This window comes from Allobosea sp. 05L423, assembly GCF_056397745.1.
On record NZ_JBFTOA010000032.1, the window covers coordinates 1 to 26897 of the forward strand.

26 protein-coding genes are annotated in these 26897 nt (G+C 65.0%); 12 read left to right on the forward strand and 14 right to left on the reverse strand.

Features of this window, described 5'->3' with window-relative positions; translation table 11 throughout:
* Positions 1 to 221 (forward strand): integrase core domain-containing protein (locus AC1DNE_RS29760; RefSeq protein ID WP_476841357.1); only part of this gene is annotated, 221 nt, incomplete at its 5' end.
* A 100-nt stretch (positions 222 to 321) separates the two neighbouring features.
* On the opposite strand, the gene AC1DNE_RS29765 is transcribed toward AC1DNE_RS29760, so the two are convergent.
* Positions 322 to 1260 carry a helix-turn-helix domain-containing protein gene (locus tag AC1DNE_RS29765; protein ID WP_476767148.1) on the reverse strand — a complete coding sequence of 313 codons (939 nt, stop codon included), beginning with the start codon at positions 1258 to 1260 and terminating at the stop codon, positions 322 to 324.
* A gap of 270 nt (positions 1261 to 1530) precedes the next feature.
* On the opposite strand from AC1DNE_RS29765, the gene AC1DNE_RS29770 reads away from it, so the two are divergent.
* Together AC1DNE_RS29770 and AC1DNE_RS29775 are read left to right on the forward strand one after the other, a co-directional pair.
* Positions 1531 to 1908, forward strand: coding sequence for a MarR family winged helix-turn-helix transcriptional regulator (locus AC1DNE_RS29770; protein ID WP_441473777.1), 378 nt, complete (start codon positions 1531 to 1533; stop codon positions 1906 to 1908).
* A 400-nt stretch (positions 1909 to 2308) separates the two neighbouring features.
* Complete coding sequence (locus AC1DNE_RS29775; protein ID WP_441473778.1) at positions 2309 to 3499, forward strand: MFS transporter; 1191 nt, start codon at positions 2309 to 2311, stop codon at positions 3497 to 3499.
* Positions 3500 to 3699: 200 nt separating this feature from the next.
* Here AC1DNE_RS29775 and AC1DNE_RS29780 read toward each other — a convergent pair whose 3' ends face one another.
* Positions 3700 to 4590, reverse strand: coding sequence for a LysR family transcriptional regulator (locus tag AC1DNE_RS29780; protein ID WP_441473779.1), 891 nt, complete (start codon positions 4588 to 4590; stop codon positions 3700 to 3702).
* A 258-nt stretch (positions 4591 to 4848) separates the two neighbouring features.
* Between AC1DNE_RS29780 and AC1DNE_RS29785 the strand changes: the two genes are divergently transcribed.
* Complete coding sequence (locus tag AC1DNE_RS29785) at positions 4849 to 5958, forward strand: alkene reductase (RefSeq protein ID WP_476767149.1); 1110 nt, start codon at positions 4849 to 4851, stop codon at positions 5956 to 5958.
* A gap of 135 nt (positions 5959 to 6093) precedes the next feature.
* Here the strand turns inward: AC1DNE_RS29785 and AC1DNE_RS29790 are convergent, their stop codons facing one another.
* From AC1DNE_RS29790 to AC1DNE_RS29835, 10 genes are all read right to left on the reverse strand, one after another.
* Positions 6094 to 7065, reverse strand: a complete 972-nt coding sequence (locus AC1DNE_RS29790; RefSeq protein WP_441473781.1) for a tripartite tricarboxylate transporter substrate binding protein — start codon at positions 7063 to 7065, stop codon at positions 6094 to 6096.
* A gap of 24 nt (positions 7066 to 7089) precedes the next feature.
* The gene (locus AC1DNE_RS29795; protein WP_476841358.1) at positions 7090 to 8598 is read right to left on the reverse strand and encodes an aldehyde dehydrogenase family protein; all 1509 of its coding nucleotides are present in this window, start codon (positions 8596 to 8598) and stop codon (positions 7090 to 7092) included.
* 187 nt (positions 8599 to 8785) lie between these two features.
* Positions 8786 to 9799 carry a LysR family transcriptional regulator gene (locus AC1DNE_RS29800; protein WP_441473783.1) on the reverse strand — a complete coding sequence of 338 codons (1014 nt, stop codon included), beginning with the start codon at positions 9797 to 9799 and terminating at the stop codon, positions 8786 to 8788.
* 90 nt (positions 9800 to 9889) lie between these two features.
* Positions 9890 to 10849, reverse strand: a complete 960-nt coding sequence (locus AC1DNE_RS29805; protein ID WP_476767151.1) for a D-2-hydroxyacid dehydrogenase family protein — start codon at positions 10847 to 10849, stop codon at positions 9890 to 9892.
* An 82-nt stretch (positions 10850 to 10931) separates the two neighbouring features.
* The gene (locus AC1DNE_RS29810) at positions 10932 to 12317 is read right to left on the reverse strand and encodes a dicarboxylate/amino acid:cation symporter (RefSeq protein ID WP_476767152.1); all 1386 of its coding nucleotides are present in this window, start codon (positions 12315 to 12317) and stop codon (positions 10932 to 10934) included.
* Between the two features lie 106 nt (positions 12318 to 12423).
* Positions 12424 to 12774, reverse strand: coding sequence for a cupin domain-containing protein (locus AC1DNE_RS29815; RefSeq protein ID WP_441473786.1), 351 nt, complete (start codon positions 12772 to 12774; stop codon positions 12424 to 12426).
* A 4-nt stretch (positions 12775 to 12778) separates the two neighbouring features.
* The gene (locus AC1DNE_RS29820; protein ID WP_441473787.1) at positions 12779 to 13819 is read right to left on the reverse strand and encodes a quinone oxidoreductase family protein; all 1041 of its coding nucleotides are present in this window, start codon (positions 13817 to 13819) and stop codon (positions 12779 to 12781) included.
* Positions 13820 to 13844: 25 nt separating this feature from the next.
* The gene (locus tag AC1DNE_RS29825; protein ID WP_441473788.1) at positions 13845 to 14759 is read right to left on the reverse strand and encodes a beta-keto acid cleavage family enzyme; all 915 of its coding nucleotides are present in this window, start codon (positions 14757 to 14759) and stop codon (positions 13845 to 13847) included.
* 10 nt (positions 14760 to 14769) lie between these two features.
* Positions 14770 to 15576 carry an SDR family NAD(P)-dependent oxidoreductase gene (locus AC1DNE_RS29830; protein WP_441473789.1) on the reverse strand — a complete coding sequence of 269 codons (807 nt, stop codon included), beginning with the start codon at positions 15574 to 15576 and terminating at the stop codon, positions 14770 to 14772.
* Between the two features lie 39 nt (positions 15577 to 15615).
* The gene (locus AC1DNE_RS29835) at positions 15616 to 16554 is read right to left on the reverse strand and encodes a dioxygenase family protein (RefSeq protein ID WP_441473790.1); all 939 of its coding nucleotides are present in this window, start codon (positions 16552 to 16554) and stop codon (positions 15616 to 15618) included.
* A gap of 144 nt (positions 16555 to 16698) precedes the next feature.
* Between AC1DNE_RS29835 and AC1DNE_RS29840 the strand changes: the two genes are divergently transcribed.
* Positions 16699 to 17739: a LacI family DNA-binding transcriptional regulator gene (locus tag AC1DNE_RS29840; protein WP_441473791.1), complete on the forward strand. Its 1041-nt coding sequence runs from the start codon at positions 16699 to 16701 to the stop codon at positions 17737 to 17739.
* Positions 17740 to 18018: 279 nt separating this feature from the next.
* On the opposite strand, the gene AC1DNE_RS29845 is transcribed toward AC1DNE_RS29840, so the two are convergent.
* A complete protein-coding gene (locus tag AC1DNE_RS29845) occupies positions 18019 to 18981 on the reverse strand; it encodes an LLM class oxidoreductase (RefSeq protein WP_476767153.1) in 963 nt (320 codons plus the stop codon).
* Between the two features lie 39 nt (positions 18982 to 19020).
* A complete protein-coding gene (locus tag AC1DNE_RS29850; RefSeq protein ID WP_441473793.1) occupies positions 19021 to 19689 on the reverse strand; it encodes a DsbA family oxidoreductase in 669 nt (222 codons plus the stop codon).
* Positions 19690 to 19787: 98 nt separating this feature from the next.
* Here AC1DNE_RS29850 and AC1DNE_RS29855 point away from each other — a divergent pair, with 98 nt between their 5' ends.
* The 7 genes from AC1DNE_RS29855 to AC1DNE_RS29885 all read left to right on the forward strand — a co-directional run bounded on the left by AC1DNE_RS29855 (position 19788) and on the right by AC1DNE_RS29885 (position 26786).
* Positions 19788 to 20711 (forward strand): LysR family transcriptional regulator, encoded by a 924-nt coding sequence (locus AC1DNE_RS29855; protein WP_441473794.1) that lies wholly within the window; start codon positions 19788 to 19790, stop codon positions 20709 to 20711.
* A gap of 98 nt (positions 20712 to 20809) precedes the next feature.
* Positions 20810 to 21991 carry an FAD binding domain-containing protein gene (locus AC1DNE_RS29860; protein ID WP_441473795.1) on the forward strand — a complete coding sequence of 394 codons (1182 nt, stop codon included), beginning with the start codon at positions 20810 to 20812 and terminating at the stop codon, positions 21989 to 21991.
* Positions 21992 to 22195: 204 nt separating this feature from the next.
* The gene (locus tag AC1DNE_RS29865) at positions 22196 to 23413 is read left to right on the forward strand and encodes an ABC transporter substrate-binding protein (protein ID WP_441473796.1); all 1218 of its coding nucleotides are present in this window, start codon (positions 22196 to 22198) and stop codon (positions 23411 to 23413) included.
* Positions 23414 to 23447: 34 nt separating this feature from the next.
* Positions 23448 to 24338 carry a branched-chain amino acid ABC transporter permease gene (locus AC1DNE_RS29870; protein ID WP_441473797.1) on the forward strand — a complete coding sequence of 297 codons (891 nt, stop codon included), beginning with the start codon at positions 23448 to 23450 and terminating at the stop codon, positions 24336 to 24338.
* A 17-nt stretch (positions 24339 to 24355) separates the two neighbouring features.
* Positions 24356 to 25333, forward strand: a complete 978-nt coding sequence (locus AC1DNE_RS29875) for a branched-chain amino acid ABC transporter permease (RefSeq protein ID WP_476767155.1) — start codon at positions 24356 to 24358, stop codon at positions 25331 to 25333.
* Positions 25330 to 26082 (forward strand): ABC transporter ATP-binding protein, encoded by a 753-nt coding sequence (locus tag AC1DNE_RS29880; protein ID WP_476767156.1) that lies wholly within the window; start codon positions 25330 to 25332, stop codon positions 26080 to 26082. The genes AC1DNE_RS29875 and AC1DNE_RS29880 overlap by 4 nt, the downstream gene beginning before the upstream one ends.
* Complete coding sequence (locus AC1DNE_RS29885) at positions 26082 to 26786, forward strand: ABC transporter ATP-binding protein (protein WP_441473800.1); 705 nt, start codon at positions 26082 to 26084, stop codon at positions 26784 to 26786. Before AC1DNE_RS29880 ends, AC1DNE_RS29885 begins: the two co-directional genes overlap by 1 nt.
* Positions 26787 to 26897: the final 111 nt, after the last annotated feature.

Here is a 26897-nt window from a genome sequence, read left to right on the forward strand (position 1 = left end):
GCCCGGGAAAGCCGACCGACAATGCCTTCATCGAAGCCTTCAACGGCCGTTTCCGCAGCGAGTGCCTGAACACGCACTGGTTCCTGACGCTTGCAGATGCGGCCGAAAAGATGGAGGCTTGGGTCAGATACTATAACGAGGATCGGCCGAACGGGGCCATCGGCAACAAGCCACCGATCCTGCTGCAAAATCCCGGCGGGACACCCGGCTCACCGCCGTGATCGAAGGCCGGAAACTCCAGCCTCCGGCGGTCCAGCAAACGGTCTCGGATCAACCAAACTCAGGACTCTCCCTCAGACCGGAGGAGAAAAGGGTCTCAGGTCATGCGTCTTCGGAGAGCTGAGCGGTCCGCGATCGCCGCCATGCGCCGGGGCTTTCCCCGGTCATCTGCCCGAAGACGCGTGTGAAGTGGCTCTGGTCGCCGAACCCGCAAACGAGAGCGATATCCGATAGCGGCAAATTTCCCTTTGTCAGGAGCTTTTTTGCCTCTTCGATACGGAGTTGCGTGAGATAGCGCTGTGGCGCGACGCCCATGCTGCGACGGAAGGCTCTGGCGAAATGGCTCGGGCTTAGCCTGCACTCGTCGGCGATCTGCGCGATTTTCAGGTTGGAAGCGAGACGGGCGGCCATCATTTCCGTAGCTCGCCGTCTCTGCCACGGAGCCAATCCAGTCGCATGTTCTTTTTCAGGAGGCTGCAGATGTCCGTAGCTCTCCATAAAATGCGTCAGGAGCGCGATGGCCAGCTGATCGATCAGGAGCTGATTTGAGTTCGGCGCTGCGGCGGCGTGGATGAGGGCGTTGGATAATCCCCAGAGAACGTTGTCAGTAATCCCAGTCTGCCAGCTCAACGACGTGATTGCTCCTACGCTGCACTGTTTGGCGAATGATGCCAGGCCAGCGACGGAGACGTAGAACTGGAGGGCGTGGAACTCGCCGCTGAACTGCCATTGTGGACGATCGCGTAGATCGACGATCTCCACCTCCCTGGCGTGGACAGGGCTAGAGATATCCAAGTGTCCGCGAAGCCAACGCGAGCGGCGTTGTAGATCGCTGAACTGATAGAGGATTGAAAAGGCCGCATCGGAGGCAATCGGCAGGGTTCGTTCCCTTGATTGCCGACAGCAACGCAGGTGGGTTGCGACGAGCGCCGGCTGTCCCTCGACCTCGAAGGAGGCGAGGGCGTTCCCTGTCATACCGAAATGGTCCACGGCACTCTGGCCGTAGAAGCCCCGATGAAGGGTCGACAGCGCTTCGCCCATGACCATCACACCATGACCGTTGCCGGCATCCCGACACGTAGAACCGCGCGATCCGGACGCGGCGGCCTGCCTCACAGAGCAATCCGGAATGTCGCCAGAAACACTTGACGTCGGCACGATTATTTATCCCGCGACATAATTCGGCCGTCAAGTTCCAATTTGATGGGAATGCGCTAGCCTGACGAGAATGAATCGAGTGCCGGCCGGCTGGGACGGAACATGCTATCGCTAGACCAACACATCTGCTTCGCGGTCTATTCGACCGCACACATGTTCAATCGCGTCTATCGTCCATTGCTCGACGAATTGGGGCTGACTTACCCGCAGTATCTGTGCCTTGTCGTGCTCACCGACGAAGGTGCGCAACCCGTTGGCGCGATCGGAGAGCGTCTTAAGCTTGAATCGAGCACGCTCACGCCGATGCTCAAGCGTTTGGAGAAGGCGGGGCTTATCTCTCGCGCTCGGGCCGTGACTGACGAACGTGTCGTCACGGTGGATTTAACCGCCTCGGGTAGAAAACTTCTCGAAAAGGTCCCTCCGATCAACATTGCGATTGCAGACGCCATCGGCGAGACCGAAGAACAGCGTGAAAAAATTCGGCAAGCCATTCTCGCAATCCGGGATCGGCTGGAGGCGAAGGCCGGATAGGCGCTGCCGCGGTCCGGTAAGTCGAAACCTACCAGGACCGAAGATGCCAGACCCAATGGCAGCCCAGCAATTTGTCGCTGAGAATTTTAGGGACCTCCTGCGCCGCTGGCACGGCTTTGACGCGCATGTCGGTCATTGGTTTCGATCATGATGGCTAAGGAGCCGCGCCGCGAGGCTGACAAGGGTCGCCGCGTCGAACCGACGGCCCAACGCTAAAAAAGGGCTCAGCAACCTTGGGCAGCCGCCGCAAACGCTAGCGGCAGCACGGGCATTTCGCGTCCTTATTCCATCAAAGCTCGATGTATAGGACCATCAATCTGGGTCAGTAAATCGAAGCGTGCAGGGCAGTTAAGTTCCGAAACACAAGGCCAAGATGACATCGGAACGAAAGAGATCCCCCATGGCTAGCATCACTGTCGAGACCCCATCGAGAGGTCTCTCGCCCCTCACGACCTTCGCGATGGCCGGTGCCGCCGGCATCGCGGTCGCCAACATCTATTACAACCAACCCATGCTCGGGCTGATTGAAGCCGACATCCCTGGCTCGCTGACAGCGCTCGTCCCGACCGCGACCCAGTTGGGGTATGCAGCAGGCTTGTTTCTGCTGGTACCTCTCGGCGATGTCGTTGAACGCAGACGCCTGATCGTTCTTCAATTCGGACTGCTCGCGCTTTCCCTGATTTTGGCGGCTATGGCGCCGAACGCGGCGATGCTCGTGCTCTCTTCGGTCGCCGTGGGTCTGACGGCGACCGTCGCCCAACAGATCGTTCCATTTGCCGCGCATTTGGCGTCGCCGGAGCGACGGGGAGCGACGGTTGGAACCGTCCTCGCCGGAATTTTGACCGGTATTCTTCTCAGCCGAACTTTGGCTGGTATCGTCGCAACTCACGGCGGCTGGCGTGAGATGTTCTGGCTGGGCGCTCCCATGGCGCTCCTGGCTGCCGGTCTCGTGATATTGGCCCTGCCTCGCAGTGAGCCCGATTCTCAACTCAGCTACGGGCGGCTGCTCCGCTCGATCGCCGGTCTTTGGCGCGAGTTTCCGCAGCTGCGGCTGGCAGCCACGACGCAGGCCCTGATCTTCGCGGCCTTTACAGCCTTCTGGACCGTGTTGGCGTTCCGTCTTCAGGCGCCTCCCTTCGGCATGGGTGCTGATGTTGCAGGACTGTTTGGGGTTGTGGGCGCAGTCGGCATCTTCGCAGCTCCGCTGGCCGGGCGTTTCGCGGACTCGCATGGGGCGGCGCCGGTGGTTGCGCTGGGAGCCGTGCTCACCGTCATGTCCTGGCTGGTGTTCGGGCTGTGGACCTCCTTGCTGGGTCTGGTCGTCGGCGTGATCCTGCTCGACTTCGCCATGCAGTCGGCGCTCGTCGCGAACCAGCACATCGTCTTCGCCCTGCGGCCCGAGGCCCGTGCACGACTGAACACCATCTTGATGGGCGCGATGTTCCTGGGCGGGGCGGCCGGATCGGCCGCGGGCACTGCGGCCTGGCAGTTCGGAGGCTGGACCGGTGTCGTGGCGCTGGGACTCGTGCTCGGGCTTCTCGCGGCGCTGCTGCAGGTTGTTAGAACCCGCCCGCTTGCACGCAAGCACTGACCGTACGACGCGGCGCCTCGACGAACGCCGAGGCGCCGCCCAAATCTCCAATGCCTACCCGCCCGCAAGTCGAGAATAGCAGTGTTCCGGCCAGGAGGTGCGCTGTTCGGCCCTGCTGGAATGCTGCAATTTAGGGGCGCGAAAAACGCACGGTGAAAACAACTCGCCGCGTCCGACAAAAAGGCAACGAAGCGAGCTGCTCAGTCCAGTGGCCAGAGGTTGTCATCAAGCCTGGCTCGAAGCTGCTCGACGAATAGTCTGACCTTTGACGGCAGAAATTGGCGGCTCGGATAGACTGCGGAGACTGACAGGGTTTCGGCAATTGCATCATGCAACGGCAGGGGAACCAGCGAGCCGTCCTTTATCTCGCTGTGCACGTCCCATTCGGAGAGAAGCGCGATACCGAGGCCTTCGACGCATGCACGGTGCAGTATCTCGATCGAGTTCGCCGTAAACCGCCCGCCGGCAAGCTGTGTAACCTGCTTGCCTCCTTGACGAAACGACCAATGGGTTTGGCCGGCGAGCGACAGGCATTCATGGTTCGCGAGGTCGCTTAGCTGTCCCAGGGGGCCTGCGCGTTCCAGATAGCTGGGGGCGGCGACGAGTATCCGCGTACTGTCGAACAAGCGCCGGGCGATCAGGTCGCTGTTTCGAAGCTGAGCGATTCTGATCGCAAGATCGTAGCCCTCGCCAACGAGATCGACCAAGCGGTCTGTAACCAGAAGGTCGACCTTGATCTTCGGGTGCTGGTTCATGAACGTGGCGATGAAGGGCACGATGACCTTTCGGCCGAATGCGGCCGAGGCGGTCACGCGCAAAAGACCGCTCGCGTCCGTGTTGCCGGCGATGCTCGCAATGGCCGCCGCTTCCGCTTCCAGCATGGCTTGCGCGTGGGGAAGAAATGCCACGCCAGCTGCGGTCGGAGATAGGGACCGGGTGTTGCGCTGGAGGAGACGGACGCCAAGCCGTTGTTCCAGTGAAGCCAAGCTGCGCCCAGCGGCCAACGATCCGAGACCCAAGCGACGCGCCGCGCCGGCAAGGCTCCCGGCGGAAACCGCTTCAACGAAAACGGCGAGAGAGACTGAGTCCATTCAGGTTTTCCGTAAAGCAGGGCGCCAAAACTGGCGCTGACGCGCTGTGACGATCGCCCGGCGCAATTGCCCCGTCATCGATCAAGACTTGTCGCCTCAAACGCCCTGACGATACCGGGAGGGAGTTGATGTTCCCGTGGGGCGACTGCCCGGAGCGTCTGCCTTTGCTCGCCACGCAAAAATGAACTCCGGCAACGTTGGATTATCATGCAGGCCCGACGGTTACATCTCTTGGCGACATCAGCCGAGAGATGAAGCATGACCCAGATCTTTGAACCTTTGACACTGCCTTCGCTGCAGCTGCCGCACCGGATTGCAATGGCTCCTCTGACGCGATCGCGCGCTGGCAAGGGGAACGTGCCGACCGCGATGATGGTCGAATATTATAAGCAGCGAGCGAGCGCGGCGCTTATCGTGACCGAAGCGACTCAAATATCTCAGCAGGGCCAGGGCTATGCCTGGACGCCTGGCATTCATACGCCTGAGCAGGTTGCCGGGTGGAAGGCTGTCAGCGATGCCGTTCACGCCGCGGGCGGGCGGATATTCTTGCAGCTCTGGCATGTGGGGCGCGTGTCGCATCCGAGTTTTCAGCCAGGCGGAGCAGCTCCGGTTGCGCCGACCTCTATGGAAGTCCAGGGCAAGACCTTCATCGTCGATGAAAACGGGCAGGGGGCTTGGACCGATATTCCCGTCCCGCAGGAACTTGCCATCGAAGGTATCGAGGCGATCGTCGAAGACTATGTGTCTGCCGCGCGAAATGCGCTCGCTGCCGGAATGGACGGGATCGAAATTCACGCCGGAAACGGTTACCTCCTCGATCAGTTCATCAATAGCGCCAGCAATCGCAGGACCGACCGGTATGGCGGGAGCTCGGAAAATCGGGCCCGGCTGCTCATCGAGGTGGTCGATCGGATCAGCCAGGTCGTGGATTCGCGGCGAGTTGGTGTTCGCTTGACGCCGATGGGCCGTTTCATGGGAATGGACGATGAGACGCCTGAGAAAACCTTCGGCTACATCGTGGACGAGCTCGACAAGCGCAACCTCGCCTATCTGCACCTCGTCGAGCCGGAAATCGTCGGGACCGAGAAGGACGCCGTTCTCGATCCGCGCTGGGATGCCATCATTCGCGATCTGCGCCGACGCTTTCATGGCGTCCTGATGCTGGCGGGAGGCTATGACGGTTCCAAGGCGGCAGAGGCGCTTGAGACGGGCAGGGCGGACATCATCGCCTTTGGCCGGCTCTTCATTGCCAATCCGGATTTGCCCGAGCGTCTGAAGCAGGTCGCGGAACTCAATGTGCCGGACAGCGCGACATTCTTCGGAGGCACGTCGCGTGGGTACACGGACTATCCGTCGCTCTCCGCTTAGAGCGCTTTCGCGCGAACTGGACACCGGTTCGCGTGAAAGACAATGCGATAAAACAAAGCCTTGGAGCATTTCCTTGATGCGCGGAAATGCTCCAGGGCACGATCGGATCGGCACAGGCGCGAGGCCGCGCTCCCCTCAGTCCAGCTTCAGCTTGCGCTGGGTGACGAGGCGCGTCCACTTGCCCTGCTCGGTCCGGAGCGTGCTGGCGAACTGGTTCGGCGTGCTTGCCACGCCGGTGAGGCCCTGCTCCTGGAGGCGCGCTGCCAGGGCGGGCTCCGTCACGATCTTGCGGATTTCGGCGTGGAGCCGGTCAATGATCGGCTGCGGCGTGCCGGCCGGAGCGAGCAGGCCGACCCATGAGTTGACGGTGAAATCGGGATAGCCGCTCTCCGCCACGGTCGGCGTATCCGGATAGGCGGGAACCCGTTCCGCTCCCGTCTGTGCCAGTGCGCGCAGGGCGCCCGCCTTGACATGCGGATGCGCGAGCGAAGCCGACAGGAACATCATCTGCACCTGCCCGCCGACCAGGTCCTGCTGGGCCGGGCCGCCGCCGCGATAGGGCACATGGGTGATGGTCGTGCCGGTGGCTTCTTGGAACAGCTCCGCCGTCAGGTGATTGCTGGAGCCCGCGCCGACCGACGCATAGTTGAACTTGTCCGGCTGCGCCTTGAGCAGGGCGACGAACGCCTTCAGGTCGTTAGCCTGGACACGCGGATTGACGACCAGGACCAGCGGATTGCTGGCGATCTGCGTCACAGGCTTCAGATCCTTCAACGAATCGAAGCTCAGCTTCGGAAAGACCAGCGGATAGGTCGCATAGCTGTCAAAGATCATAAGCAGCGTGTGCCCGTCCGGCTCCGAGCGGGCGACCTCGGCCGATCCGATCGTGCCGCCCGCGCCGCCGCGATTGTCGATCACGACAGGCTGCCCGAGCGCTTGTTGCAGGGAGGGCTGCAACTGGCGGGCGACGGTGTCGACGAGGCCTCCGGCGGGGAAGGCGACGATCAGGCGGATCGGCTTGCTCGGCCAGCTTTGCGCCTGCGCTAGTGCGGGCAGCATCAGCAGCAGGGCGCCTGCGGCAGCCAGCTTGAGAGCCTTGCGGATCATGGGGTGGTTTCCTCCCTGGTGTTTTCAGCGCTGGAAATGGGGTGGGATCTCGGCGTCCACGTTCACCCAAACGCTCTTGACCTGCGTATATTCGTGCATCGCGTCGAAGCCCATCTCGCGGCCGTAACCGCTCTTGCCGACGCCACCGAAGGGCGAGCCGGGGTTCACGCGCTTGTAGCTGTTGACCCAGACCATTCCGGCATTGAGATCGCGGGCGACGCGATGCGCGCGGCTCAGATTCTGTGTCCACAGGCCGCTGCCCAGGCCGTAATCGGTGCCGTTGGCGATCTGCAGCGCCTGCTCGTCGGTCGAGAAGGTCAGCACGGTGGCGAAGGGGCCAAACACCTCCTCTTGTGCGACCCGGTCGCGGAAGGACTTCGCCCTGACCACAGTCGGCTCGACATAGCAGCCCCCGGCAAGCGCGCCTGCCGGTGCCTTGCCGCCGGCCAAGAGCTCGCCACCCTCCTGCATGGCGGTGTCGACATAGGACAGGACACGTTCGCGATGCTGCATGCTTGTCAGCGGACCCATCTCGGTGGCCTCGTCCAGCGGGTTGCCGAGCCGGATCGAGCGTGTCAGCGGCAGGAACTGGTCGAGGAAGGCGTCGGCGATCTTCTCGTGCAGCAGTAGGCGCGCTCCGGCGATGCAGGCCTGACCCTGATTGTGGAAGATCGCCCAGGCGCTGCCGTTCACGGCAGCTTGCAGCGGCGCATCCTCGAAGATGATGTTGGGGCCTTTGCCGCCGAGTTCGAGCTGGACCTTCTTCAGATTGCCGCTGCTGGCCTGGACGATGCGCCGGCCGGTGGCGGTGCTGCCGGTGAAGGCGATCTTGGCGATGTCGGGATGCTCGGCGATGTATTGTCCTGCGACGCTGCCGAGCCCCGGCAGCATGTTGACGACGCCGTCGGGTAGGCCGGCCTGCGCCATCAGTTCGGCGATCTTGAGCGAGGTCAGCGGCGTGATCTCGGCCGGCTTCAGGACGATGCAATTGCCGGCCGCAAGCGCCGGGGCCATCTTCCAACTCGTAAACATCAGCGGGAAGTTCCAGGGCACGATCTGCCCGACGACGCCGACCGGCTCGCGCAGGGTGTAGTTGAGGAAGCCCGGCTCGACGGGAATGGTCTCGCCCTGGAACTTGTCGGCCATGCCGCCGAAATAGCGGAAGCAGGCAGCGGTGCGGGGAACGTCGAGACGCCGCGAATCCCGCAGCGGATGACCGGTGTCGAGCGTTTCCAGCCGCGCGAGGTCTTCCGCATGCGCCTCGATCAGATCGGCCAGGCGCAGCAGGATGCGCCCGCGTTCGGCCGCCGCCATCCGGTTCCAGGCCGGGAAGGCGCGTTGGGCAGCGACGACGGCGGCGTCCACATCCTCCCGCCCCGCGACCGCGACCTGCGCGATCACGCTGTTGTCGTGCGGATTGAGCGTTGCGAGGGTTTCGCCGGAGATTGCGTCGGTGAAACGGCCGTCAATGAAGAGCTGATGCCGGATGGGCGTCGTCAACCCGAGTTTCGCTTCGAGATCGGCGAAGCTCATGGGGCGACGTCCGATTGCGGGATCGTTGCGCGATTGCCGTATCTCATGACCCCTCTCGCGACATGACAGTGCCTGTCACGGCCGCTCGGGGGCGGTCATGTCCGATCGGTGAAGGTGCCTTCGCCGGGCAGCTGTGTTGTGGTGACCGGCCGACCTTAGGGGAGGCGCGCAGTGTTCGATAGCTGCCTCACGCCGAGCGCATTGTTCGGTGATCCCGACTAATCGCCATGAGGTCCGCAGCGAGTGCGGCGCCGTTTTCATCGTGCGGCGTCGCCGGAAGTAGACCCGCTTCGATCAGGGCCTCGTCCCAGGGCGGCAATCCGCCGAAGGTTGCGCGGATATGGTCGATGAACAGCTTAAGCTTGAAGGTCTGGCGTGACGTCACTGCATAGACCGCGTTCAAGGGGAAGGACGACAGGGAGTATTGCGGCAGCACGAGCTCCAACCGGCCCCTCTGGATCTGTTCGCTGGCGAGCAGCGTCGGCAGGCAGACAATGCCGGCCTGTTCCTGCGCATATTCGCAGAGCAGATGAACGCTGTTGGTCAGCAGCGTCGGGGCAAGGTCGACGATCTCGGCCTGCCCGTCGCGGTGAAACGTCCAGCGGTCGCGCGTCGGATAGCCGGAATAGAGGCCGAGCCGATGATGATGCAGATCGCGCGGGTGCAGCGGCGTGCCATGAGCTGCAAGATATTTGGGCGCCGCGCAGAAGACGCGCCTGACGAAGAACAGAGTTCGGGAGATGAACTCGCCGGATGTCGGCTGGAACATCTGCAGCGCGCAGTCGACGCCTGCCTTGATCGGGTCGACGACGACGTCGCTGACCGTCAATTGCATCTGGAGCTCGGGGTGAGAACTCTGGAAATCCCGGAGCAGCGAGGCGAACCGCCCCAGAACCAGCCCCGTCAGCGCATGGACCTTCAGAGTGCCGGCCGTTCCAGCCGGATCGATGCGCATCTCGCCGAGCAGATCCTTCGCCTGCCGGACAAGCGCGGCGCATTGAGGCAGGAAGGACTGCCCCAGCTCGCTGAGCCGCACCGCACGGGTGCTGCGATGGAGCAGCGGGCCGCCGACGAACTCCTCAAGCTGCTTGATGCGGTCCGTCACGACGGAGCGGGAAACACGCAGCTGTCGCGCCGCCTCGACGAAGCTGCCTGTCTCCGCGACGCGGACGAAGGTTTCGATGCTCTCAAGCCGATCCATGATGCGCAACCCAGGAGAGCAAATTGCCGGAGAAGCGCGAACCGATCATGCGCGCACGGTTCAATTCGGCCACTGCGTCTCTCGCCGCCTTCAGGGCGATGCGCGATCGTCCAACCATTTCAGGATGTTCGCGACGGTATCGCCGTAGAAGCGCTCATACAGGTTCTGCGAGACGTAACCGATATGGGGGGTGGCGAGCAGGTTCGGCAGGTTGCGGAACGGATGGTCCGGGGGGAGAGGCTCCTGATCGAAGACGTCGATGGCGGCGCCGGCGATCGTCTTCTTCTCCAGAGCGGCGATCAAATCGGCCTCGACGACGATCGGCCCGCGCGACGTGTTCACGAGCCGGGCGGTAGGCTTCATCAGCGCCAGCTCCGCCGCGCCGACGAGCCCGCGGCTGCGGCCGCTCAGGACCAGATGGACGCTGAGGAAGTCCGCCTGGCGGAACAGATCCTCCTTCGAGACCCAGGTCGCACCCGCTTCCTCGGCCCGTTCCACGGTCAGGTTCTGGCTCCAGGCAATCACGTTCATGCCGAAGGCCTGGCCGATCCGGGCAACGGCGGTGCCGATATTGCCGAGGCCGAGAAGGCCCAGGGTCCGTCCGCTGAGATCGCCGCCGATACGGCTCTGCCAGCCGCCGGCACGAAACGAGGCGTTCTCGTCGACCAGTCCACGTGCGCTTGCCAGGATCAGCGCCCATGTCATTTCGATGGTCGGCGCTGTGGAGTAGCCGGTAAAGGCGACCAGTATACCGCGCTCCTCAGCCGCCTTGGCATCGATCGAGGCGTTGCGCGCGCCGGTCGAGGCGATCAGGCGCAGCCTCGGGAGGCTTTCAATGATCGCGCGCGTCATCGGCGTGCGCTCACGCATGATGCAGACGACATCGAACGGCTGAAGGCGCGCGATGACTTCAACCGGATCGGCGAGATGGTCGTTGAACACGGTGATCCGCGCTCGCCCGTCGAGCGCGGACCAAGCCGCCATCGACAAGGCCACGTTCTGATAGTCGTCTAGCACGGCGACGTTCACGGGGGTGGAGGGGGCTGGCATGCGCTCGTCCTCATGATCTCGGGCAGTGCTTTGGCTTGCGGGACGCTAGCCGCCCCGCAAGCTTGCGACAATCGTTGACGCCTCAGGCTTGCCCCGTGGCGCCGCTCAGCGCCTCGCCCGTGCGGACGGCGAGGCCGTGCGTGCCGGGGGCAATCGCTGGATGCTCCTCTGTCGCCGTATCGGGCAAGGCTTCTCCCGACAGCGCTGCCTCGAGCTTCGCCTGATCGAGCTCGCCCTCCCAGCGGGCCATGACCAGCGTCGCGACCCCGTTGCCGATCATGTTCACCAGGGCGCGGGCCTCGCTCATGAAGCGGTCGATGCCGAGGATCAGCGCCATGCCGGCGACGGGGATCGCGGGCACCACCGAGAGCGTGCCGACCAGCGCGATGAAGGAGGCGCCGGTGACGCCGGAGGCGCCCTTCGAGGTCAGCATCGCCACGGCGAAGATCGCGAGCTGCTGGTGCAGGCTGAGGTCGGTATTGGTCGCCTGCGCCACGAAGAGCGCGGCGAGCGTCATGTAGATCGAGGTGCCGTCGGTGTTGAAGACATAACCCGTCGGCACGACCAGCCCGACGACCGGTTTCGAGCAGCCGGCGCGCTCCAGCTTCGCCATTAGGCTCGGCAGGGCCGAGTCGGAGGAGGAGGTGCCGAGGACGATCAGTATCTCTTCCTTGATGTAGGCTAGGAACTTCAGGATGCTGAAGCCGGCCCAGCGGGCGATGAGGCCGAGGACGCCAAGGACGAAGATCGCGCTGGTCAGGTAGAAGGTCGCAATCAGCAGGAAGAGCGGCCCGAGCGAGCCGACGCCGTAGCGGCCGATCGTGAAGGCCATGGCGCCGAAGGCGCCGATCGGGGCAAGCTTCATGATGACGTTGATCGCGCCGAAGACGAGCTTCGCGCCGGCATCGATGACATCGCGCACCGGCCGCGCCCGCTCGCCGAGATGGGAGAGTACATAGCCGAACAGGATCGAGATCAGCACCACCGGCAGGATGTCGCCCTTGGCGAAGGCGTCGACGACGGTGTTGGGGATGACGTTGAGCAGGAACTCGGTGATCGTCTGCTCGCCGGCCTTGCCAGCATAGGCGGCCACGGCTTTGGCATCGAGCGCCGAGGGGTGCGCGTTGAAGCCCGCGCCCGGCTTGACGACATTGGCGACGACGAGGCCGATGACCAGCGCCAGCGTCGAGACCACCTCGAAATAGATGAGCGCCTTGCCGCCGACGCGGCCGACCTTCTTCATGTCGCTCATGCCGGCGATGCCGGAGACGACGGTACAGAAGATCACCAGCGCGATCACCATCTTGATCAGCTTGATGAAGCCGTCGCCGAGCGGCTTCATCTCGACGCCGATCGACGGCCAGAAATGGCCGAGCACGATGGCGAAGGCGATGGCGATCAAGACCTGGATGTAGAGAATATTGTACCAGCGCTTGGCCGGGCGGGGTGAAGGATGATCTGCAGCCATTTTGGTCCTCCCTGGGCGCACGAGGGCGCCGCCGCGGACGGACGCGCCCGCGCTTGGTTGTGTTTCTTGGCTAGGCGTTTCGCAGTCTCTTCGTGGTCGCGCCGATTCAGGCCGGCGTCGGAGGCTGGAGCGACATGACGAGCAGGATCGAGGCGGGCGCGTTCGTTTCGTTGCTGAGCTGGCGCCCCTCGCCGGGCGCGATCCGGCAGGAATCCCAGCGGCTCAGGCTGACTCTGTCCTGTCCGTTCGAGACGGTGACGGTGCCGTCGAGCACGACATAGAGCTTCTCGACGGCGGAAGCGTCGAGCGTCGTGCCGCCGCCGGGCGCGATGGTCGAGACGCCAAGCCACGCCGTGTCGGCCGGGCCGGCCTCGCGGCCCTGCAGCCGAACCATCTTCATCAGCGCATGGCCGGGGGCGTCATAGGGCGGGGCCTCGCCGAAGCGCACGACATGCATGGCGTCAGGCTCCCGGCACCAGCACGACGCGTTCGCGTGAGGAGCCCATCACCGCCTGATAGGCGGCGTGGGCGTCCTTGAGCGCATAGACCGCGCTGTCCTTGATCGGGAAGGGCTTCAGGAAGCCGACAGCGAAGCCCGGAGCGAGATCGCGCAGGATCGCACCGGTTTCGACCGAGCTCAGCGCGATGGTGTCGATGCCGACATAGGTGTGACGGCCCTTGTAGAAGGCCAGGATATCGAAGGTGACGAAGCGGTCGATCACGGCGATGAAGATCGCCCGGCCGCCGACGGCCATGGATTTCTGCCCGATCTCGTAGAAGGGGTCGCCCACCGTGTTGAAGACGATGTCGGCGCCCTTGCCGCCGGTGAGCTCGCGCACCCGCGCCGGCACATCCGTGCCGCTGGCGGAAATGACCTCGACCGGGCCGCTGGCATGGCCGGCATAGGGTTCCTGCCGGCGGGTGATGCCGATGACCTTGGCGCCGCGCCAGCTCGCGATCTGCGCAGCGGCCTGGCCGACCTTGCCGTTGAGGCCGAGGATCAACACGGTCTCGCCAGCCTTGGGCAGGCCGGCGCGCCGCAGACCCTCCCAGGCGGTGACGAAGGGCACGCCGATGCCGGCGGCCTCGCGCATCGTGACACCCGCGGGGATCTCGACGACCGCATCGGCCTCGACGATCAGATGGCTCGCCTGGGCGCCGTCCTGGCGGATGCCGAGATCGCCGGAGGAGCCGAAGACCTGCTTGCCGAGGAGGCCGGCCGGCCCGGCGACGACCGTGCCGGCGAAATCGCGGCCCGGCGTGCGTGGGAACACGGCATAGGGCATCAGCCCCGTCGCAGCCTTGGCGTCGGACGGGTTGACGGCCGCGGCCTGGATTTCGACCAGAACCTCATGGGCGGCGAGCGGGCGTAAGGGGCGTTCCTCGATCGGCAGCGCGATCTCTTCATAGCTCGCGGCCTTGGTATGGAGCCGCAGGCCGCGCACGGTCTGCGGGCGGGTGGCCTGGGCTTCGCGAATGAGGGCTTGGGTGGCAGGGGACATGATGGTTCGCTTCCGATGAGAGAGGTCAGGCCACCCGCTTCGCGCCGGCGGCGTGGTCGGGCAGGCCGATGAGGGCGCGGGCTTCCTGCGGGGTGGCGATCTGGCCGCCGAGGTCCTCAACGATACGGCGGGCCTTCTGAACCAGCGCCGCGTTCGAGGGAGCGAGGACGCCGTGGTCGATATAGACACCGTCCTCCAGTCCGACGCGGACATGGCCGCCGGCGAGATAGGAGAGCGCTACGCTCTGGAAGGCCGAGCGGCCGATGCCGATCGCGGTGAAGAGCGCGCCTTCAGGCAGAAGGCCGCGGGCATAGAGCACGGTCTCGGGCGAGGGCTGGAAGCCGTAGCGCACACCCATCACGAAGGAGGTCAGCGGCTTCGGCTGCAGCGTGCCGTCCTTGATCAGGTCGGTGAGCAAGGCGATGTCGCCGGAATCGAACAATTCGATCTCCGGGCGCACACCGGCCTCCGCGATTACCCTGGCCATGCGGCGGACGTTGCCGGGCGTGTTGATCACGACCTCGCCGCCGGAATTCATGGTGTTGAGGTCGAGCGTGCAGATATCGGGCTTCAGCGCCGCGACGTGGGCGACGCGCTCTTCAGGCACCATCAATGTCGTGCCGGGGCCAGCGACTTTCGGATCCTGTTCGGAGGGTACGAAGCGCCCGCCCGGACCGGTCGTGAGGTTGATAATGAGATCGGGATTGCCGGCGCGGATGCGCTCGACCACCTCGCGATAGAGCGCAAGCTCCATCGAGGGCCGGCCACTCTGCGGATCGCGGACATGGATATGGGCGATCGCCGCACCGGCTTCCGCCGCTTCGAGCGCGGAATTGGCGATCTGCTCCGGCGTGATCGGCAGATGCGGGCTCTGCTCGGGCCTGGTCAGGTTGCCGGTGATCGCACAGGTGATGAAGACTTTCGGGAGGGGCGCGCGCATCGGTTCGCCCTCAGAGCGCCCGGCCGCCATCGACCTGGACGGTATGTCCGGTCGAGTAGCCAAGCATGGTGGCGCAGGCGGTGATGGCGGCGGCGATGTCCTCGGCCGCGCCGATGCGCTTCAGCGGCGTCGAGGCGCTGACCTTGTCGTTGAAATCCGCGCCGCGGCCAGGGACGAACTCGGTGTCGACCACGCCCGGCGAGACAGCGAGCACGCGGACCTCCGGCGCTAGCACGCGGGCCAGCGCCTTGGTCATCACGTCGATGCCGGCTTTGGCGGCGCAATAGGCGATCGAGGAGCCGACGGCGGTGAAGGCGGCGATCGACGAGATCGAGACCACCAAGCCGTCACCCGAGGCCTTTAGCATCGGCGCGAAGGTGCGGATCGTCGCGAATTGCCCGCGCCAATTGACCTGCAGCATGCGGTCGATCAGCTCGTCGGTGAGCGCGTCGAGGTCGGCATGGGGCACCGGCTTGGTGTAGCCAGCCGCGTTGATCAGGATGTCGAGCTGGCCGAAGCGGGCCTGAATGGCGTCGCGCAGGGTGATGAGCGAGGCGGTGTTGGCGACGTCGGCGACATAGGCGGCGTGTCCGTCGCCGAGATCCGCGATGAGGGCTTCGGCGGCCTGCGTATCGCGTTCGCTGTCGAGATGGGTGACGATGATGGTCGCGCCGGCGGCGGCGAGCATGCGGCTGGTGGCGGCGCCGATGGCGCCTGCGCCACCGACGACGAGTGCGACCTTGCCGTCGAGCGAGCGTGGATAGAGCTTCCGGATCGGTGCCGCGGCGAGGGCATCCGGTTGGGCGAGATGAGACATGGCTGTCCCTGCTCCTGACTGTGAAGGGGAATGCGCGGATCAGCGTATCGGGGGGACCGGCAGCTTGGCTTCGCCGGGTTCCATCACGAAGGTGTAGTCGAAGAGGTACCAGGGCCCATCGACATCGGCGGCGGGCGCGGGGCCGGTGCCGGGCCGAAAATCGCCGATGAGATGGCGGGTCACGCCGAAGACGACGTCCGTTTCCAGATGCTCGTCGTCATCGACGAAGACCTGCGTGATCAGCGTCTTGTAGCCCGGCTTGAAGCCGAGGAAATGCAGATGGGCCGGGCGGAACGGGTGGCGCTGCTGGGCCCGGAGCAACTCGCCGACCGGGCCGTCGGTCGGGACCGGATAGCCGGCGGGCTTCACCGAGCGGAAGGCGATGCAGCCATCGGCATCCGTGGTGAACTTGCCGCGCAGGTTCATCTCGGCTTGGCCGGGATCCTGGTTCTCGTAGAGCCCGACCGGCGAAGCCTGCCAGACATCGACCTCGACGCCGGCGAGCGGGCGGCCCTCGGGATCGGTGATCCGGCAATTTGCGAAGAGGGCGGGGCCGGGCGTCTCTGAGCGGATGATCGAGCCGCCGTTCGGTGTCGTCGGCGAATGCATCCGCCAGAACGGGCCGAGCAGCGCAGCGGCCGTTTCGGTTGCGCCATTCTGGCCGTTGTTCAGCAGGCAGACCAACGTCGAGAAGCCGATCGCGTCGGAGAACAGCACGGCTTCGTTATGGCTGTCATTGGTCGCCTGGCCGATGCGGTTGAGGACATCGAGGCCGAGTTCGAACTCGTCCTCGGTCAGCCGGACCTCCCGGGCGAAGGCATGCATATGTCGCACGAAGGAGGCCATGACCTCCCTGAGCCGGGCATTCGGGGCTCGCGACATCGCGTCGAGCACGACCGGCGTCACGGCATCCTGGGTCTCGATGATGTGGGAGCGGAGTGCGGTCTCTGCTCCCACGGGGGTTGCCCTCGCATTCATCGGTGTTTCCTCCGTCGCCTGTGCCGCGTCAGCGGTGCATTGTTGTGCGATCGATTGCATTAACAGTTATGCGATCGATTGCACGTTGTCAAGCGAGCCAAAAAATGCTCAGTTGCAGGCGACGATTCAGCCGGCGGAAAACTGATGAAATCCATGACCTTGGCGTCTGGCGGGCCACGTGTGGCGACACTCCAGTCGATCGCCGAGGCAGCCGGCGTGCACCGCTCCACGGCGGCGCGCGCGCTCGATCCCGCCCAGGCCCATCGGATCTCGCCGGAAGTGGTGGAGAAGGTGCGGACGGAGGCGCTGCGGCAGGGTTATCGCCGCGACGCCATCGCGGCCTCGCTGCGGACCGGCCGGTCGCGCCTGGTCGGCGTCGTGCTGCCGGACCTCGCCAATCCGGTCTTCGCGCCAATCCTCGATGGCATCGGCGCCGCCTTGGCCCAGGGTGGCTATTCGATGCTGGTGGCGGAAGGCGGGGCCGACGAGGGACGCCAGGTCGCGATCGTCGAGGAGTTGATTGCGCGTCGGGTCGACGGGCTGGTGCTCGCGACGGTGCGGCGCTCCGATCCGGTCCTGACCGTCTGCCTCGGCGCCGGCGTCCCGACCGTGCTGGTCAACCGGGCGGAGGATGATTTGCGCGCAGCGACCGTGGTTTCCGACGATATCGGCGGCATGCGGCTGGCGGTCGAACATCTGGTCGCGCTCGGCCATCGCCGGATCGGACACCTGGCCGGTTCCGAAGCGCTCTCCACCGGTGTTCTGCGTCGGCGGGGCTTCGAGGCGGCGATGGCGGCGGCGGGGCTCGATGCTTCGGCCGTTTCGGTGGCCCCCGCCTACAGCCGCCCCCTGGGGCAGGCGGCGACGGCGTTTCTCCTAGACACATGGCCCGGCCTGACCGCGGTCGCGGCGAGCAACGACTTGCTCGCGCTCGGCGCCTATCAAGAGCTGAAGCAGCGCGGGTTGTCCTGCCCCGACGATATATCGGTCGTCGGCTACAACGATATGCCGCTGGTCGACATGGTCGATCCGCCGCTGACCACCGTACGGATTGCTCATGCCGAGATGGGCCGGACCGCAGCGCAACAACTGTTGGAGCGTCTCTCGGACGCGGATGTTGCTGCGCGCATGCAATTCATGCCCGTCGAACTTGTCGTGCGCGCTTCGACGCAGGAGCCGAAATAAGGTTCCTCGCGACGCGGTCGCGTCCATCCCACTCGCTGTCATTCAATCGGAACGCGGTCGAAGAACTGCCTTCGGGCATGGTCGAAGGCTCAGCTCGGCCGGACTAAACCACTGTATGATTTCGTTCGGCACGAGATCAGCGCACTTGTCTGCAGACCACATCCACCATCGGCTGGATCGAAATGCGGATAAGAGGATCGAGGCTTCGCGAAAGAGCGGCAACGAAGCGCCGGCCCTGGCTGACACCCCTCGTCGCTCTTGGCCTGAAGGCCCCGGCAATCACCTGTCGGCGTGAGACGGAAACCCTGGCAGCACGAATTCCGCAAGCTCTTGCAGAACCCCCTTAGCCGGGCGCTGACTATGGCGCAGGTTGAAGGCGACGTGATGAACACCTTGCGTAGAAAAAGCAACGAGTCGCTCGATCAGGCGTTTCCGGCCGATTTGGTAGCCGAGAAAGATCGGTGACGGCTCGGTGTCGGGACCGTCTGTCAGGTCGATGAACATGGATTGTGCGAAGGGCCGAAAGGCGCCGCCGCCTTGGGTCTCGACCGCACGCTGCCAGAGATCGATGCGGGGCTTCTGCTCGGCGACGGGCCTGAAATAGGAGACCCAGCCATCGAGATGGCGCGCGATCCACTGGATGCTCTGCTGGGCGCTGCCCACTGCCAGGATTGGCAGGTGGCGCCCCGTTGCCTTCGGAAGCAGATCGAGGCCCTGCATCTCGCCGAAAGACCCGGCCAGGGCAGGGTAGTCCTCGGAGGTCGTCCGGCGGATGACCTCGACCGCCTCGCGAAAGATCGTGCCGCGCTCCTCATGGGAGCGGCCGAAGGCCGGAGATTCCCCCGCGCGATCGCCCGAGGCGGCGCCGAGCAGGAACCGCCCCCCGCTGATCACATCCACCGACGCCGCCGCCTTGGCGGTATGCAGCGGGTGGCGCAGCGGCAGGACGATTCCGGCGGCGCTGAGCGCGATCCTCTGCGTCACCGTCGCGAGCTGACCGAGCCAGACCCAGGGGTCGTAGATCTGCCCGGCGTCGTTGAAATCGGGATCGAACAGCGGCACGTCGCGGATCCAGAGCGTGGCGAAGCCGGCCCGGTCGGCCGCGACGGCAAGGTCGAGCTGGCCGGTCATGTCGGGCACGCCGTTGGTCAGCGGCGCCATCGGCAGCATCAGACCAAGCGTCATGCCGCCCGGCCGGAACATGCGCGCAAACCCTTTGTGCTGGAACGGTGTATCGGGCACGCGCATGTCTCCTTGGCGAGGTGGCCGGGATCGGGATCGTCAGCCGATGCTGCAAGCGCCGTCGACAAAGGCGGCATCCTGTTCGGCGGCGCGTCGCAGCGCGGCCTCGAAGGTCGCGACCGATTGTGCCCCGGAGATGATGTCGCCGCCGATGATGAAGGTCGGCACGCTGCGCAAGCCGGCCGCGCCTTGCGCCTCTTCATGGGCACGCACATCGGTGGCGGCTTCGCCATCGCGCAGGAAGGCCTCGGCCTCGGCCCGGTCGAGCCCCTGTTCGGCAGCGATTTCGACCAGTGTATCGAGATCACCGATGTCGCGCCCTCGCTCGAAATAGCCCGACAGAAGTGCTTCTGCGAGCAGCGTCGCGACGCCGTGACGCTCGCCGAGGTGCATCAGCCTGTGGGCTGCGAAGGTGTTCGGCGTCTTCTCCATGGCGGCATAGTCGAAGGCGGCTTCACCGTCCTTGGCAGCCGCGACCGTTTGCGCGTCCAACATGCTGCTGCGCTCCCAACTGCCGAATTTGAGCGAACGATAGGTGCGCCGGTTCATGCCTTCGGCCGGCATGGTCGGATTCAGCTCGAAGGGCTTCCATTGGATGTCGACGGCGACATTCTCGGGCAGGGATTCGATCGCCCTGGCCAGCCGGCGCTCGCCGATGAGGCACCATGGGCAGATGAAATCGGAAACGATCGTGACGGGAATGGACATGGTGGGTCTCCTTCTGCGACCCAATGTCGGTGTTGCTCCCTTCAGTGATAATAGACTGGTTGGCGAGATCATTATTGCTCACAAGGCAAAGGTGGGACATGGACAGATTTGCCGCGGCAAGCGCCTTTGCAGCCGTCGTCGAGCATGGTGGCTTCGCCCCGGCGGCTCGCCGCCTCGGCGTGGCCCCATCCTCTCTGACCCGGCAGCTCAATGGCCTCGAGGAGGCGCTCGGCGCGCTGCTTCTCAACCGTTCCACGCGCAGCGTTACGCTCACGGATGCCGGGCGGCGCTATTATGAGGATGTCCGCCGCATCCTTGAGGATCTTGAGAAGGCCGATCGGGCGGTAGGCGAGCGGGCCGGCCCGCCGAGCGGGCTGTTGCGGGTGACGATGCCGGTCGCCTTCGGCCGCCTCCATATCGCCCCTGCCTTGCCAGGCTTCCTGCGGCGCTGGCCGCAGGTTCGGGTTGATATCCAATTGACCGATGCAATGACCAATCTGGTGGAAGACCGGATCGACATCGCGATCCGCTTAGGGCCGCTGCAGACATCGAGCCTCGTCGCGCGCAAGCTTGCGCCGCATCGCCGCGTCATCTGCGCCAGCCCCGATTACCTGGGCGAACGTGGCGTGCCGCGCGAACCCCTCGACCTCGCGCACCACAATTGCTTGCTGTTCGACTATCAGACGCTCGACAACAGCTGGACGATGGCGCGCGACGGCAAGAGCGAGAAGGTACAGGTCTCCGGCAATCTGCGTGCCAACGGCTCAGAGGTACTGCGCGAGGCCGCGATCGGCGGCGCCGGCCTGATCCTCATGCCGACCTGGCTCGTCGGCGGCGACATCGCGGCCGGCCGGCTCCAGCCGGTGCTGGAGGAATGGTCGCCATCTCCCGGCGCTGAGGAGGGCGCCATCTCGGCCGTCTATCTCCACAATCGGCGCGGCTCCAAGAAGATCGGGAGCTTCATCGACTTCATGGCGGACCATTTCGGCGCGCCGCCCTATTGGGATCGTTACGCGCGCTAGCGATCTTTGCGCAAATCGCAACGAAGAAGCGCATCGAAGGCGAATTATCATAGCCGCGTGGGGTGATCATCTTGCTGTCGTCGAAAAGGAGACGACCCGTGCAGACATCACCTTCGTCGGCGCAATCGAAGCACCGCGCCCTGATCATCGGCGGCTCCCTCGCTGGCTTGTTCACCGGCAATATGCTGCGCAGCATCGGCTGGAACGTCGATATCTACGAACGCTCGCGCCATGACCTCGACAGCCGCGGCGGCGGCATCGTGCTGCAGCCCGACGTGGTCGAGGTGTTCCGCCGTAGTGTCGCTTCGCTCGCCGGAGGCGAGCTCGGTGTCGCTTCGCGCTATCGCACGGTCCTGCGGCCGGATGGCACGGTCCAATCCAAGCAGTTTGCCCCGCAGGTCCAGACCTCCTGGTCACTGATCTATACGACGTTGAAGCAGGCTTTCGGCGAGGCCCATTATCATTGCGGCAAGGTGCTGGCCCGTGTCGAGCAGAACGCCGGGGCCCGAACGGTCACCGCGTTCTTCGACGATGGCTCCAGCGAGACGGGCGATCTGCTCATCGGCGCCGATGGCGGCAACTCGACGGTCCGGGCGCAGATCTGGCCGCAGGAGCAGCCGAGCTATGCCGGCTATCTCGCCTGGCGCGGGCTCGTGCCCGAGGATGAGATGCCCCCAGTTGCGCGCGAGACGCTGCGCGGGGATTTCGGTTTCGCCAATAATCGCGGCTCGCACATCCTCGGCTATCTGGTCCCCGGTCTAGACAACGACCTGCGCCCCGGCCACCGGCTCTACAACTGGGTCTGGTACCGCGTTGCGAGCGATGACGAGATTGCCGGCATCATGACCGACCGAGACGGCCGCCAGCGCGGATACGCGATCCCCGAAGGGCTCCTGGCGCGGAAGTGGATCGCCCATCTCGGCCGCGAGGCGAGGGCGCTGCTGCCCCCTGCGTTCCGCGAAATTGTCGAGGCGACAGCGGAGCCTTTCGCGCAGGCAATCCGCGATCTCGCTTCTGACAATATGGTGGCGGGGCGGGTGATCATCCTCGGCGATGCCGCCGCGATCCCGCGCCCCCATACCGCGGCGAGCACATCGAAGGCGGCGGCGAACGCGCTGGCGCTTGCCGAGGAGCTTGAGCGGTCGCCGGATGATATCGAGGCCGCGCTCGCGCGCTGGGAGCCGGCGCAGGTCCGCTACGGCAAATTCCTGAAGCGGCAGGGCGTCGAGACCGGGGAATATCTGCTGTTTCACAGGGTTCACGCCTTGTCGCAGGCATAGACCGCCTTCGACACCGAGCCTTGCCGGGCAGGCATGAAGGATCGGCGGCGGCTGTCCAATCGCCCTCGCTCATTTCTCGAATTGATCGTTTGATAAATAGTTGTTGACAGGAGCGCGTCGCTGCGAAATTGTTTATCAAAAGATAAATGAAGACAGCAGACCTGCCGCCCGCAGAACAACCAGGGCCAACGAGCGAGGAACGCCATGAAGATCGACCGTCGCCGGCTGCTGGCCGGAGCTGCTGCTTTGTCTCTCCCCGCTTACATCCCCTCGTTGCGGGCGCAGCCGGCGACCATCAAGATCGGTTTCCCGACCTCTTTGACCGGCCCATTCGGGGCCGAGGCGCAGGACCAGGTCCGCGGCGCGCAGCTCGCGGTGCAGCAGTTCAACCAGGGCGGTGGGCTCGGCGGCCGGATGGCCGAATTGCTGGCGCGCGACGACAAGCTCAATCCCGGCGAGGCGGCGACCCGCACGCTGGAGCTGATCGAGAAGGATCAGGTCCAGTTCATGGCCGGCAGCCTCTCGGCAGCCGTCCAGCTCTCGATCAACAACATCACCAAGGAAAGGAGGGTCATCTTCAATTCCTGCAGCCAGTCGGATGCCATCAACGAGGCGCGTGACTGGTCGCGCTACACCTTCCACGAGGCGCTGAACCCGCACATGACGACGGGCCCGGTCGCGCGCCACGCCTTCAAGAGCTTCGGCAAGCGCGCCGCCCTGCTGACGGCGGATTATGCCTTTGGCCATGAATTGTCGCGGGCGGTGCGCCGCGTCGCGCAGGAGGCTGGCGCGGAGATCGTGACCGAGATCCGCCACCCGCTGGGGCAGGCGGATTACTCGACCTTCATGCCGCGCATCCAGGCTGCGCGCCCGGACGTGCTGTTCCTGCTGAACTTCGGCCGCGACCAGATGATCTCGGCGAAGCAGGTCGGCGATTTCGGTCTGAAGCGCCGCACGCGCGTCGTCGCCCCGGTGCTGGCCTTCTATGCCCGCGTCGCGGGCGGGCCGGACGCCTTCGACGGCGTGATCGGCGGCGCTCCCTATTTCTGGCGGCTGGAGGAGACCTCGCAGACGGCGCGCGCCTTCAATGCCGGCTTCCGGGCGGCCAATGCCAATCTCGACCCGTCCGACTATGCCGCCGTTTCCTATTCCGGTGTGCGGGCCATTCTCGAAGCCGCCAAGGTCGCCGGCAGCACCGACAGCGAGCGCGTCGCCGCGGCGCTGCGGGGGCTGCGCTACGACCATTACAAGGGGCCGCAATATTACCGCGCCTGCGACCACCAATCCGTACAGAGCGTGCTGATCCTGGAATCGAAGCGCGGCGGCAGCAGCGCCAACGACGTGTTCCAGATCATCGGCAGCGAGGGCCCCGAAGAGGCCATGCTGCGGAGCTGCTCCGAGCTCGGCCACGCCGGCAACTGAACCGCCGCAACGCATGCAAAAACGGGAGGCGCCCATGCCGCTCTCCGAGATGACGCTCGACCTCTTCCTGCTGCAGCTCTTCACCGGGCTGGCGTTGGGAGCGATCTACGCGCTGATGGCCATCGGCCTTTCGCTGATCTTCGGCATGCTGACCGTGGTGAATTTCGCCCATGGCGCGATGTTCATGGTCGGCGCCTATGCCGGGCTGGTGATCTTCAATGCAACCGGGAGCTTCTGGCTCGCCGTCCTCGGCGGTCCGCTCGCGGTCGCGGCGATCGGCCTTCTGGCCGAGCGCTTCCTGATCCGGCCGCTCTACGGCAAGGGCATCGACTATCCGCTGCTCGTCACCTTCGGCCTCTCCTATGTGATGGTCGACAGCATCCGCATGATCTTCGGCAAGGTCGGCATGCCCTTCGCCCAGCCGGAATGGCTGCAAGGCGCGACCGATATCGGGATCGGCTTCTTCCCGACCTATCGGCTGTTCGTGCTGGCGGCCTCGGCCGCGATCCTCGCCGCGCTCTATCTCTTGGTCGAGAAGACGCGCTGGGGTCTAGTGATCCGCGCCGGCGCCCGCGACGCCACGATCATGAAGGTGCTCGGCGTCGATGTGGCGCGGGTCTGGCTCGTCGTCTTCGGCATCGGCGCGGGGCTTGCGGCGCTGGCCGGCGTGCTGGCGGCGCCGCTGCAGGGCGTCACGCCCGAAATGGGCAATGCCATGCTGATCGAGGCTTTCGTCGTCACCGTGATCGGCGGCATGGGCTCGCTCGCCGGCGCCGTGCTGGCCGGGCTCATTGTCGGCGTCGTGGTCAGCATGACCTCGCTGCTCATGCCCGAGATGGCGCAGGTCTCGATCTTCATCCTGATGGCTTTGGTGCTGATCGTGCGGCCGCAGGGCCTGCTCGGCCAGACCGGGCTGATGTCGTGACGCGCAGTGAGGTTCCGATGAGCACCCTCTCGACACCGGCCGTTGCCGCACGCTCGAATTGGCGCGACGCGGTCGCCCGGCACCAGTTCCTGATCGTTCTCGCCGTGCTCTGCGTGCTGCCTTTCGTACTGCCCTACAAGGCGCTCGCACTCAACGTCCTGATCTTCGGGCTGTTCGCCGTCGGCTTCAACCTGATGTTTGGCTATCTCGGCATGCTCTCCTTCGGCCATGCCGCCCTGTTCGGGGCCGGGGCCTATGGCGCGGGTATTGCCATCGTCCGCTTCGGCCTGCCCTGGCCGCTTGCCGTCGCACTCGGAACCCTGCTCGGCGGCCTGACGGCGCTTGCCATCGGCACGCTGGCAGCCCGCACGCGCGGTATCTATTTCGCCATGGTGACGCTCGCTCTGTCGCAATGCGTCTACTACATCGCGCATCAGGCGGTGGACTGGACAGGCGGCGAGAATGGGCTACGCGGGGTCAATGTTCCCGCGACCTCGGTCTTGGGCGTGGCGATCGACTTCCACAATCCGACGACCAAGTATTTCGTCGTGCTGGGTTTCGTCGCGGTCGCGCTCTATGTGCTGTCGCGCATCCTCGGCTCGCCCTTCGGGGCGGTGCTGGAGGCGATCCGCGAGCGTGAGGCCCGCGCCATCGCCTGCGGCTACGATGCCCGCATCACCAAGCTCGTCGCCTTCGTCATCTCGGGGCTGTTCTGCGGTCTGGCCGGTGCGCTCTATGCGATCCATCTCTCGGTCGTGCCGCTGGAGACGCTGCATTACGAGACCTCCGGCATGGTGGTGATGATGACGCTGCTCGGCGGGATGGGCACCTTCATCGGGCCGTTCATCGGCGCATTCGTCTATCTCGTGCTGAAGGATGTGGTGACGCTCTGGACCGAATACTGGCAGTTCGCCGTCGGCCTGGTCTTCATCGTCATCGTCCTGCGTTTCCCTGGCGGTGTCCTTGGCACGCTCCTGCAGAAGGTGAGACCATGACGGACGCGACCATGATCGAGGCCGTCGGGCTGACGCGCCGATTCGGCAGCTTCACCGCGGTAAAGGACGTCTCCGCCCGCTTCGAGCGCGGCAAGATCACGTCGGTGATCGGTCCCAACGGCGCCGGCAAGAGCACCTTCTTCAATATGCTGTCTGGCTCGCTTAAGCCGAGCAACGGGCGCATCCTCTTGGAGGGGCAGGATATCACCGGCCTGGCGCAACATCGCTTTGCTCCGCTCGGCATCGCCAAATCCTTCCAGATCACCAGCGTTTTCCCGCAGCTCTCGGTGCTGGAGAATGTGCGCCTCGCCTCTCAGGCGCTGGTCAGCCGCTACGACTTCTGGACGCCGCGTGCGCGATTGGAGGGGCTGCGCGAGATCGCGCTCGGGCTCCTGTCGGAGGTGGGGCTGGAAGCTCGCGCCGATGGTGTCGCTGGCACGCTCGCTCATGGCGAGCAGCGTGCGCTGGAAGTCGCGATGGCGCTGGCCTCGCGGCCGCGCCTGCTCCTGCTCGACGAGCCCACCGCTGGCATGAGCCCAGAGGAAACCGTGGCGATGATGGCGCTGATCCGCAAGCTCGCGAGCGAGCGCACGATCATCCTTGTCGAGCACAAGATGAAGCTCGTCATGGGCGTCTCGGATGCGATCGTCGTGCTCCACCATGGCGAATTGATCGCAGCCGGCACGCCGGACGAAATCCGCGGCAACGAGCAGGTGAAGCGCGTCTATCTGGGCGAAAGGCAGCACTGATGCTGGAGATTGCCGGACTCAATGCCTGGTACGGGCGCTCGCACGCCATCCAGGACGTATCGCTGAGCGTGCGCCGCGGCGAACTGGTCTGCCTCATCGGCCGCAACGGCGCGGGTAAGACCACGACGCTCAAATCAGTGATGGGGCTCGTCGCAAACTGCGCCGGCAGCATCGTCTTCGATGGGCAGGAGATGACCGGGCAGCCGGTCCATGCCCGCTATGCCGCGGGCCTCGCCTATGTGCCCGAGGAGCGCCGGATCGTGCCGGGGCTGACGGTGCGCGAGAATTTGATCCTCGGCGTGGTCGCCTCGCCCCGGCGGGCCGAGGCCGAGGACATGATCGAGCAGGCGACGGCGATGTTTCCGCGCCTGAAGGAGCGGCTCTCCCAGATCGCGGCGACGATGTCCGGCGGCGAGCAACAGATGCTGGCGATCGCGCGCGCCATGATCGCGGAGCCGAAGATGGTGCTGCTCGACGAGCCGAGCGAGGGCATCATGCCGCTGCTGGTCGACGAGATGTTCGAGCAGTTCGAGCTGATGAAGCAACGCGGCACCACCGTCCTGCTGGTCGAGCAGAATGTCGGGCTGGCGCTTGCGATCGCCGACCGCGCCTATGTGATGGAGAGCGGCGCGGTCGTCCACGCCGATACGGCGCAGGCGATGCTGGCGGATCAGTCCGTTCAGGAGCGCTATCTCGCCGTCTGACGTGCCGGTTGCCGGCCAGCTCGTTCAGGGCGCTGCAGATGCCAACGCTGTGAATAGACGACGGCAGGCTGCCAATGGCAACGACGATTGGACGTTGAAGCCGGATTGTCG

What these genes read in the sequence shown, in the direction of transcription:
- AC1DNE_RS29765 (WP_476767148.1), bottom strand. Translation starts at nt 1,260, where the DNA reads ATGGGCGAAGCGCTGTCGACCCTTCATCGGGGCTTCTACGGCCAGAGT.
- AC1DNE_RS29770 (WP_441473777.1), top strand. Translation starts at nt 1,531, where the DNA reads ATGTTCAATCGCGTCTATCGTCCATTGCTCGACGAATTGGGGCTGACT.
- AC1DNE_RS29775 (WP_441473778.1), top strand. Translation starts at nt 2,309, where the DNA reads ATGGCTAGCATCACTGTCGAGACCCCATCGAGAGGTCTCTCGCCCCTC.
- AC1DNE_RS29780 (WP_441473779.1), bottom strand. Translation starts at nt 4,590, where the DNA reads ATGGACTCAGTCTCTCTCGCCGTTTTCGTTGAAGCGGTTTCCGCCGGG.
- AC1DNE_RS29785 (WP_476767149.1), top strand. Translation starts at nt 4,849, where the DNA reads ATGACCCAGATCTTTGAACCTTTGACACTGCCTTCGCTGCAGCTGCCG.
- AC1DNE_RS29790 (WP_441473781.1), bottom strand. Translation starts at nt 7,065, where the DNA reads ATGATCCGCAAGGCTCTCAAGCTGGCTGCCGCAGGCGCCCTGCTGCTG.
- AC1DNE_RS29795 (WP_476841358.1), bottom strand. Translation starts at nt 8,598, where the DNA reads ATGAGCTTCGCCGATCTCGAAGCGAAACTCGGGTTGACGACGCCCATC.
- AC1DNE_RS29800 (WP_441473783.1), bottom strand. Translation starts at nt 9,799, where the DNA reads ATGGATCGGCTTGAGAGCATCGAAACCTTCGTCCGCGTCGCGGAGACA.
- AC1DNE_RS29805 (WP_476767151.1), bottom strand. Translation starts at nt 10,849, where the DNA reads ATGCCAGCCCCCTCCACCCCCGTGAACGTCGCCGTGCTAGACGACTAT.
- AC1DNE_RS29810 (WP_476767152.1), bottom strand. Translation starts at nt 12,317, where the DNA reads ATGGCTGCAGATCATCCTTCACCCCGCCCGGCCAAGCGCTGGTACAAT.
- AC1DNE_RS29815 (WP_441473786.1), bottom strand. Translation starts at nt 12,774, where the DNA reads ATGCATGTCGTGCGCTTCGGCGAGGCCCCGCCCTATGACGCCCCCGGC.
- AC1DNE_RS29820 (WP_441473787.1), bottom strand. Translation starts at nt 13,819, where the DNA reads ATGTCCCCTGCCACCCAAGCCCTCATTCGCGAAGCCCAGGCCACCCGC.
- AC1DNE_RS29825 (WP_441473788.1), bottom strand. Translation starts at nt 14,759, where the DNA reads ATGCGCGCGCCCCTCCCGAAAGTCTTCATCACCTGTGCGATCACCGGC.
- AC1DNE_RS29830 (WP_441473789.1), bottom strand. Translation starts at nt 15,576, where the DNA reads ATGTCTCATCTCGCCCAACCGGATGCCCTCGCCGCGGCACCGATCCGG.
- AC1DNE_RS29835 (WP_441473790.1), bottom strand. Translation starts at nt 16,554, where the DNA reads ATGAATGCGAGGGCAACCCCCGTGGGAGCAGAGACCGCACTCCGCTCC.
- AC1DNE_RS29840 (WP_441473791.1), top strand. Translation starts at nt 16,699, where the DNA reads ATGAAATCCATGACCTTGGCGTCTGGCGGGCCACGTGTGGCGACACTC.
- AC1DNE_RS29850 (WP_441473793.1), bottom strand. Translation starts at nt 19,689, where the DNA reads ATGTCCATTCCCGTCACGATCGTTTCCGATTTCATCTGCCCATGGTGC.
- AC1DNE_RS29855 (WP_441473794.1), top strand. Translation starts at nt 19,788, where the DNA reads ATGGACAGATTTGCCGCGGCAAGCGCCTTTGCAGCCGTCGTCGAGCAT.
- AC1DNE_RS29865 (WP_441473796.1), top strand. Translation starts at nt 22,196, where the DNA reads ATGAAGATCGACCGTCGCCGGCTGCTGGCCGGAGCTGCTGCTTTGTCT.
- AC1DNE_RS29870 (WP_441473797.1), top strand. Translation starts at nt 23,448, where the DNA reads ATGCCGCTCTCCGAGATGACGCTCGACCTCTTCCTGCTGCAGCTCTTC.
- AC1DNE_RS29875 (WP_476767155.1), top strand. Translation starts at nt 24,356, where the DNA reads ATGAGCACCCTCTCGACACCGGCCGTTGCCGCACGCTCGAATTGGCGC.
- AC1DNE_RS29880 (WP_476767156.1), top strand. Translation starts at nt 25,330, where the DNA reads ATGACGGACGCGACCATGATCGAGGCCGTCGGGCTGACGCGCCGATTC.
- AC1DNE_RS29885 (WP_441473800.1), top strand. Translation starts at nt 26,082, where the DNA reads ATGCTGGAGATTGCCGGACTCAATGCCTGGTACGGGCGCTCGCACGCC.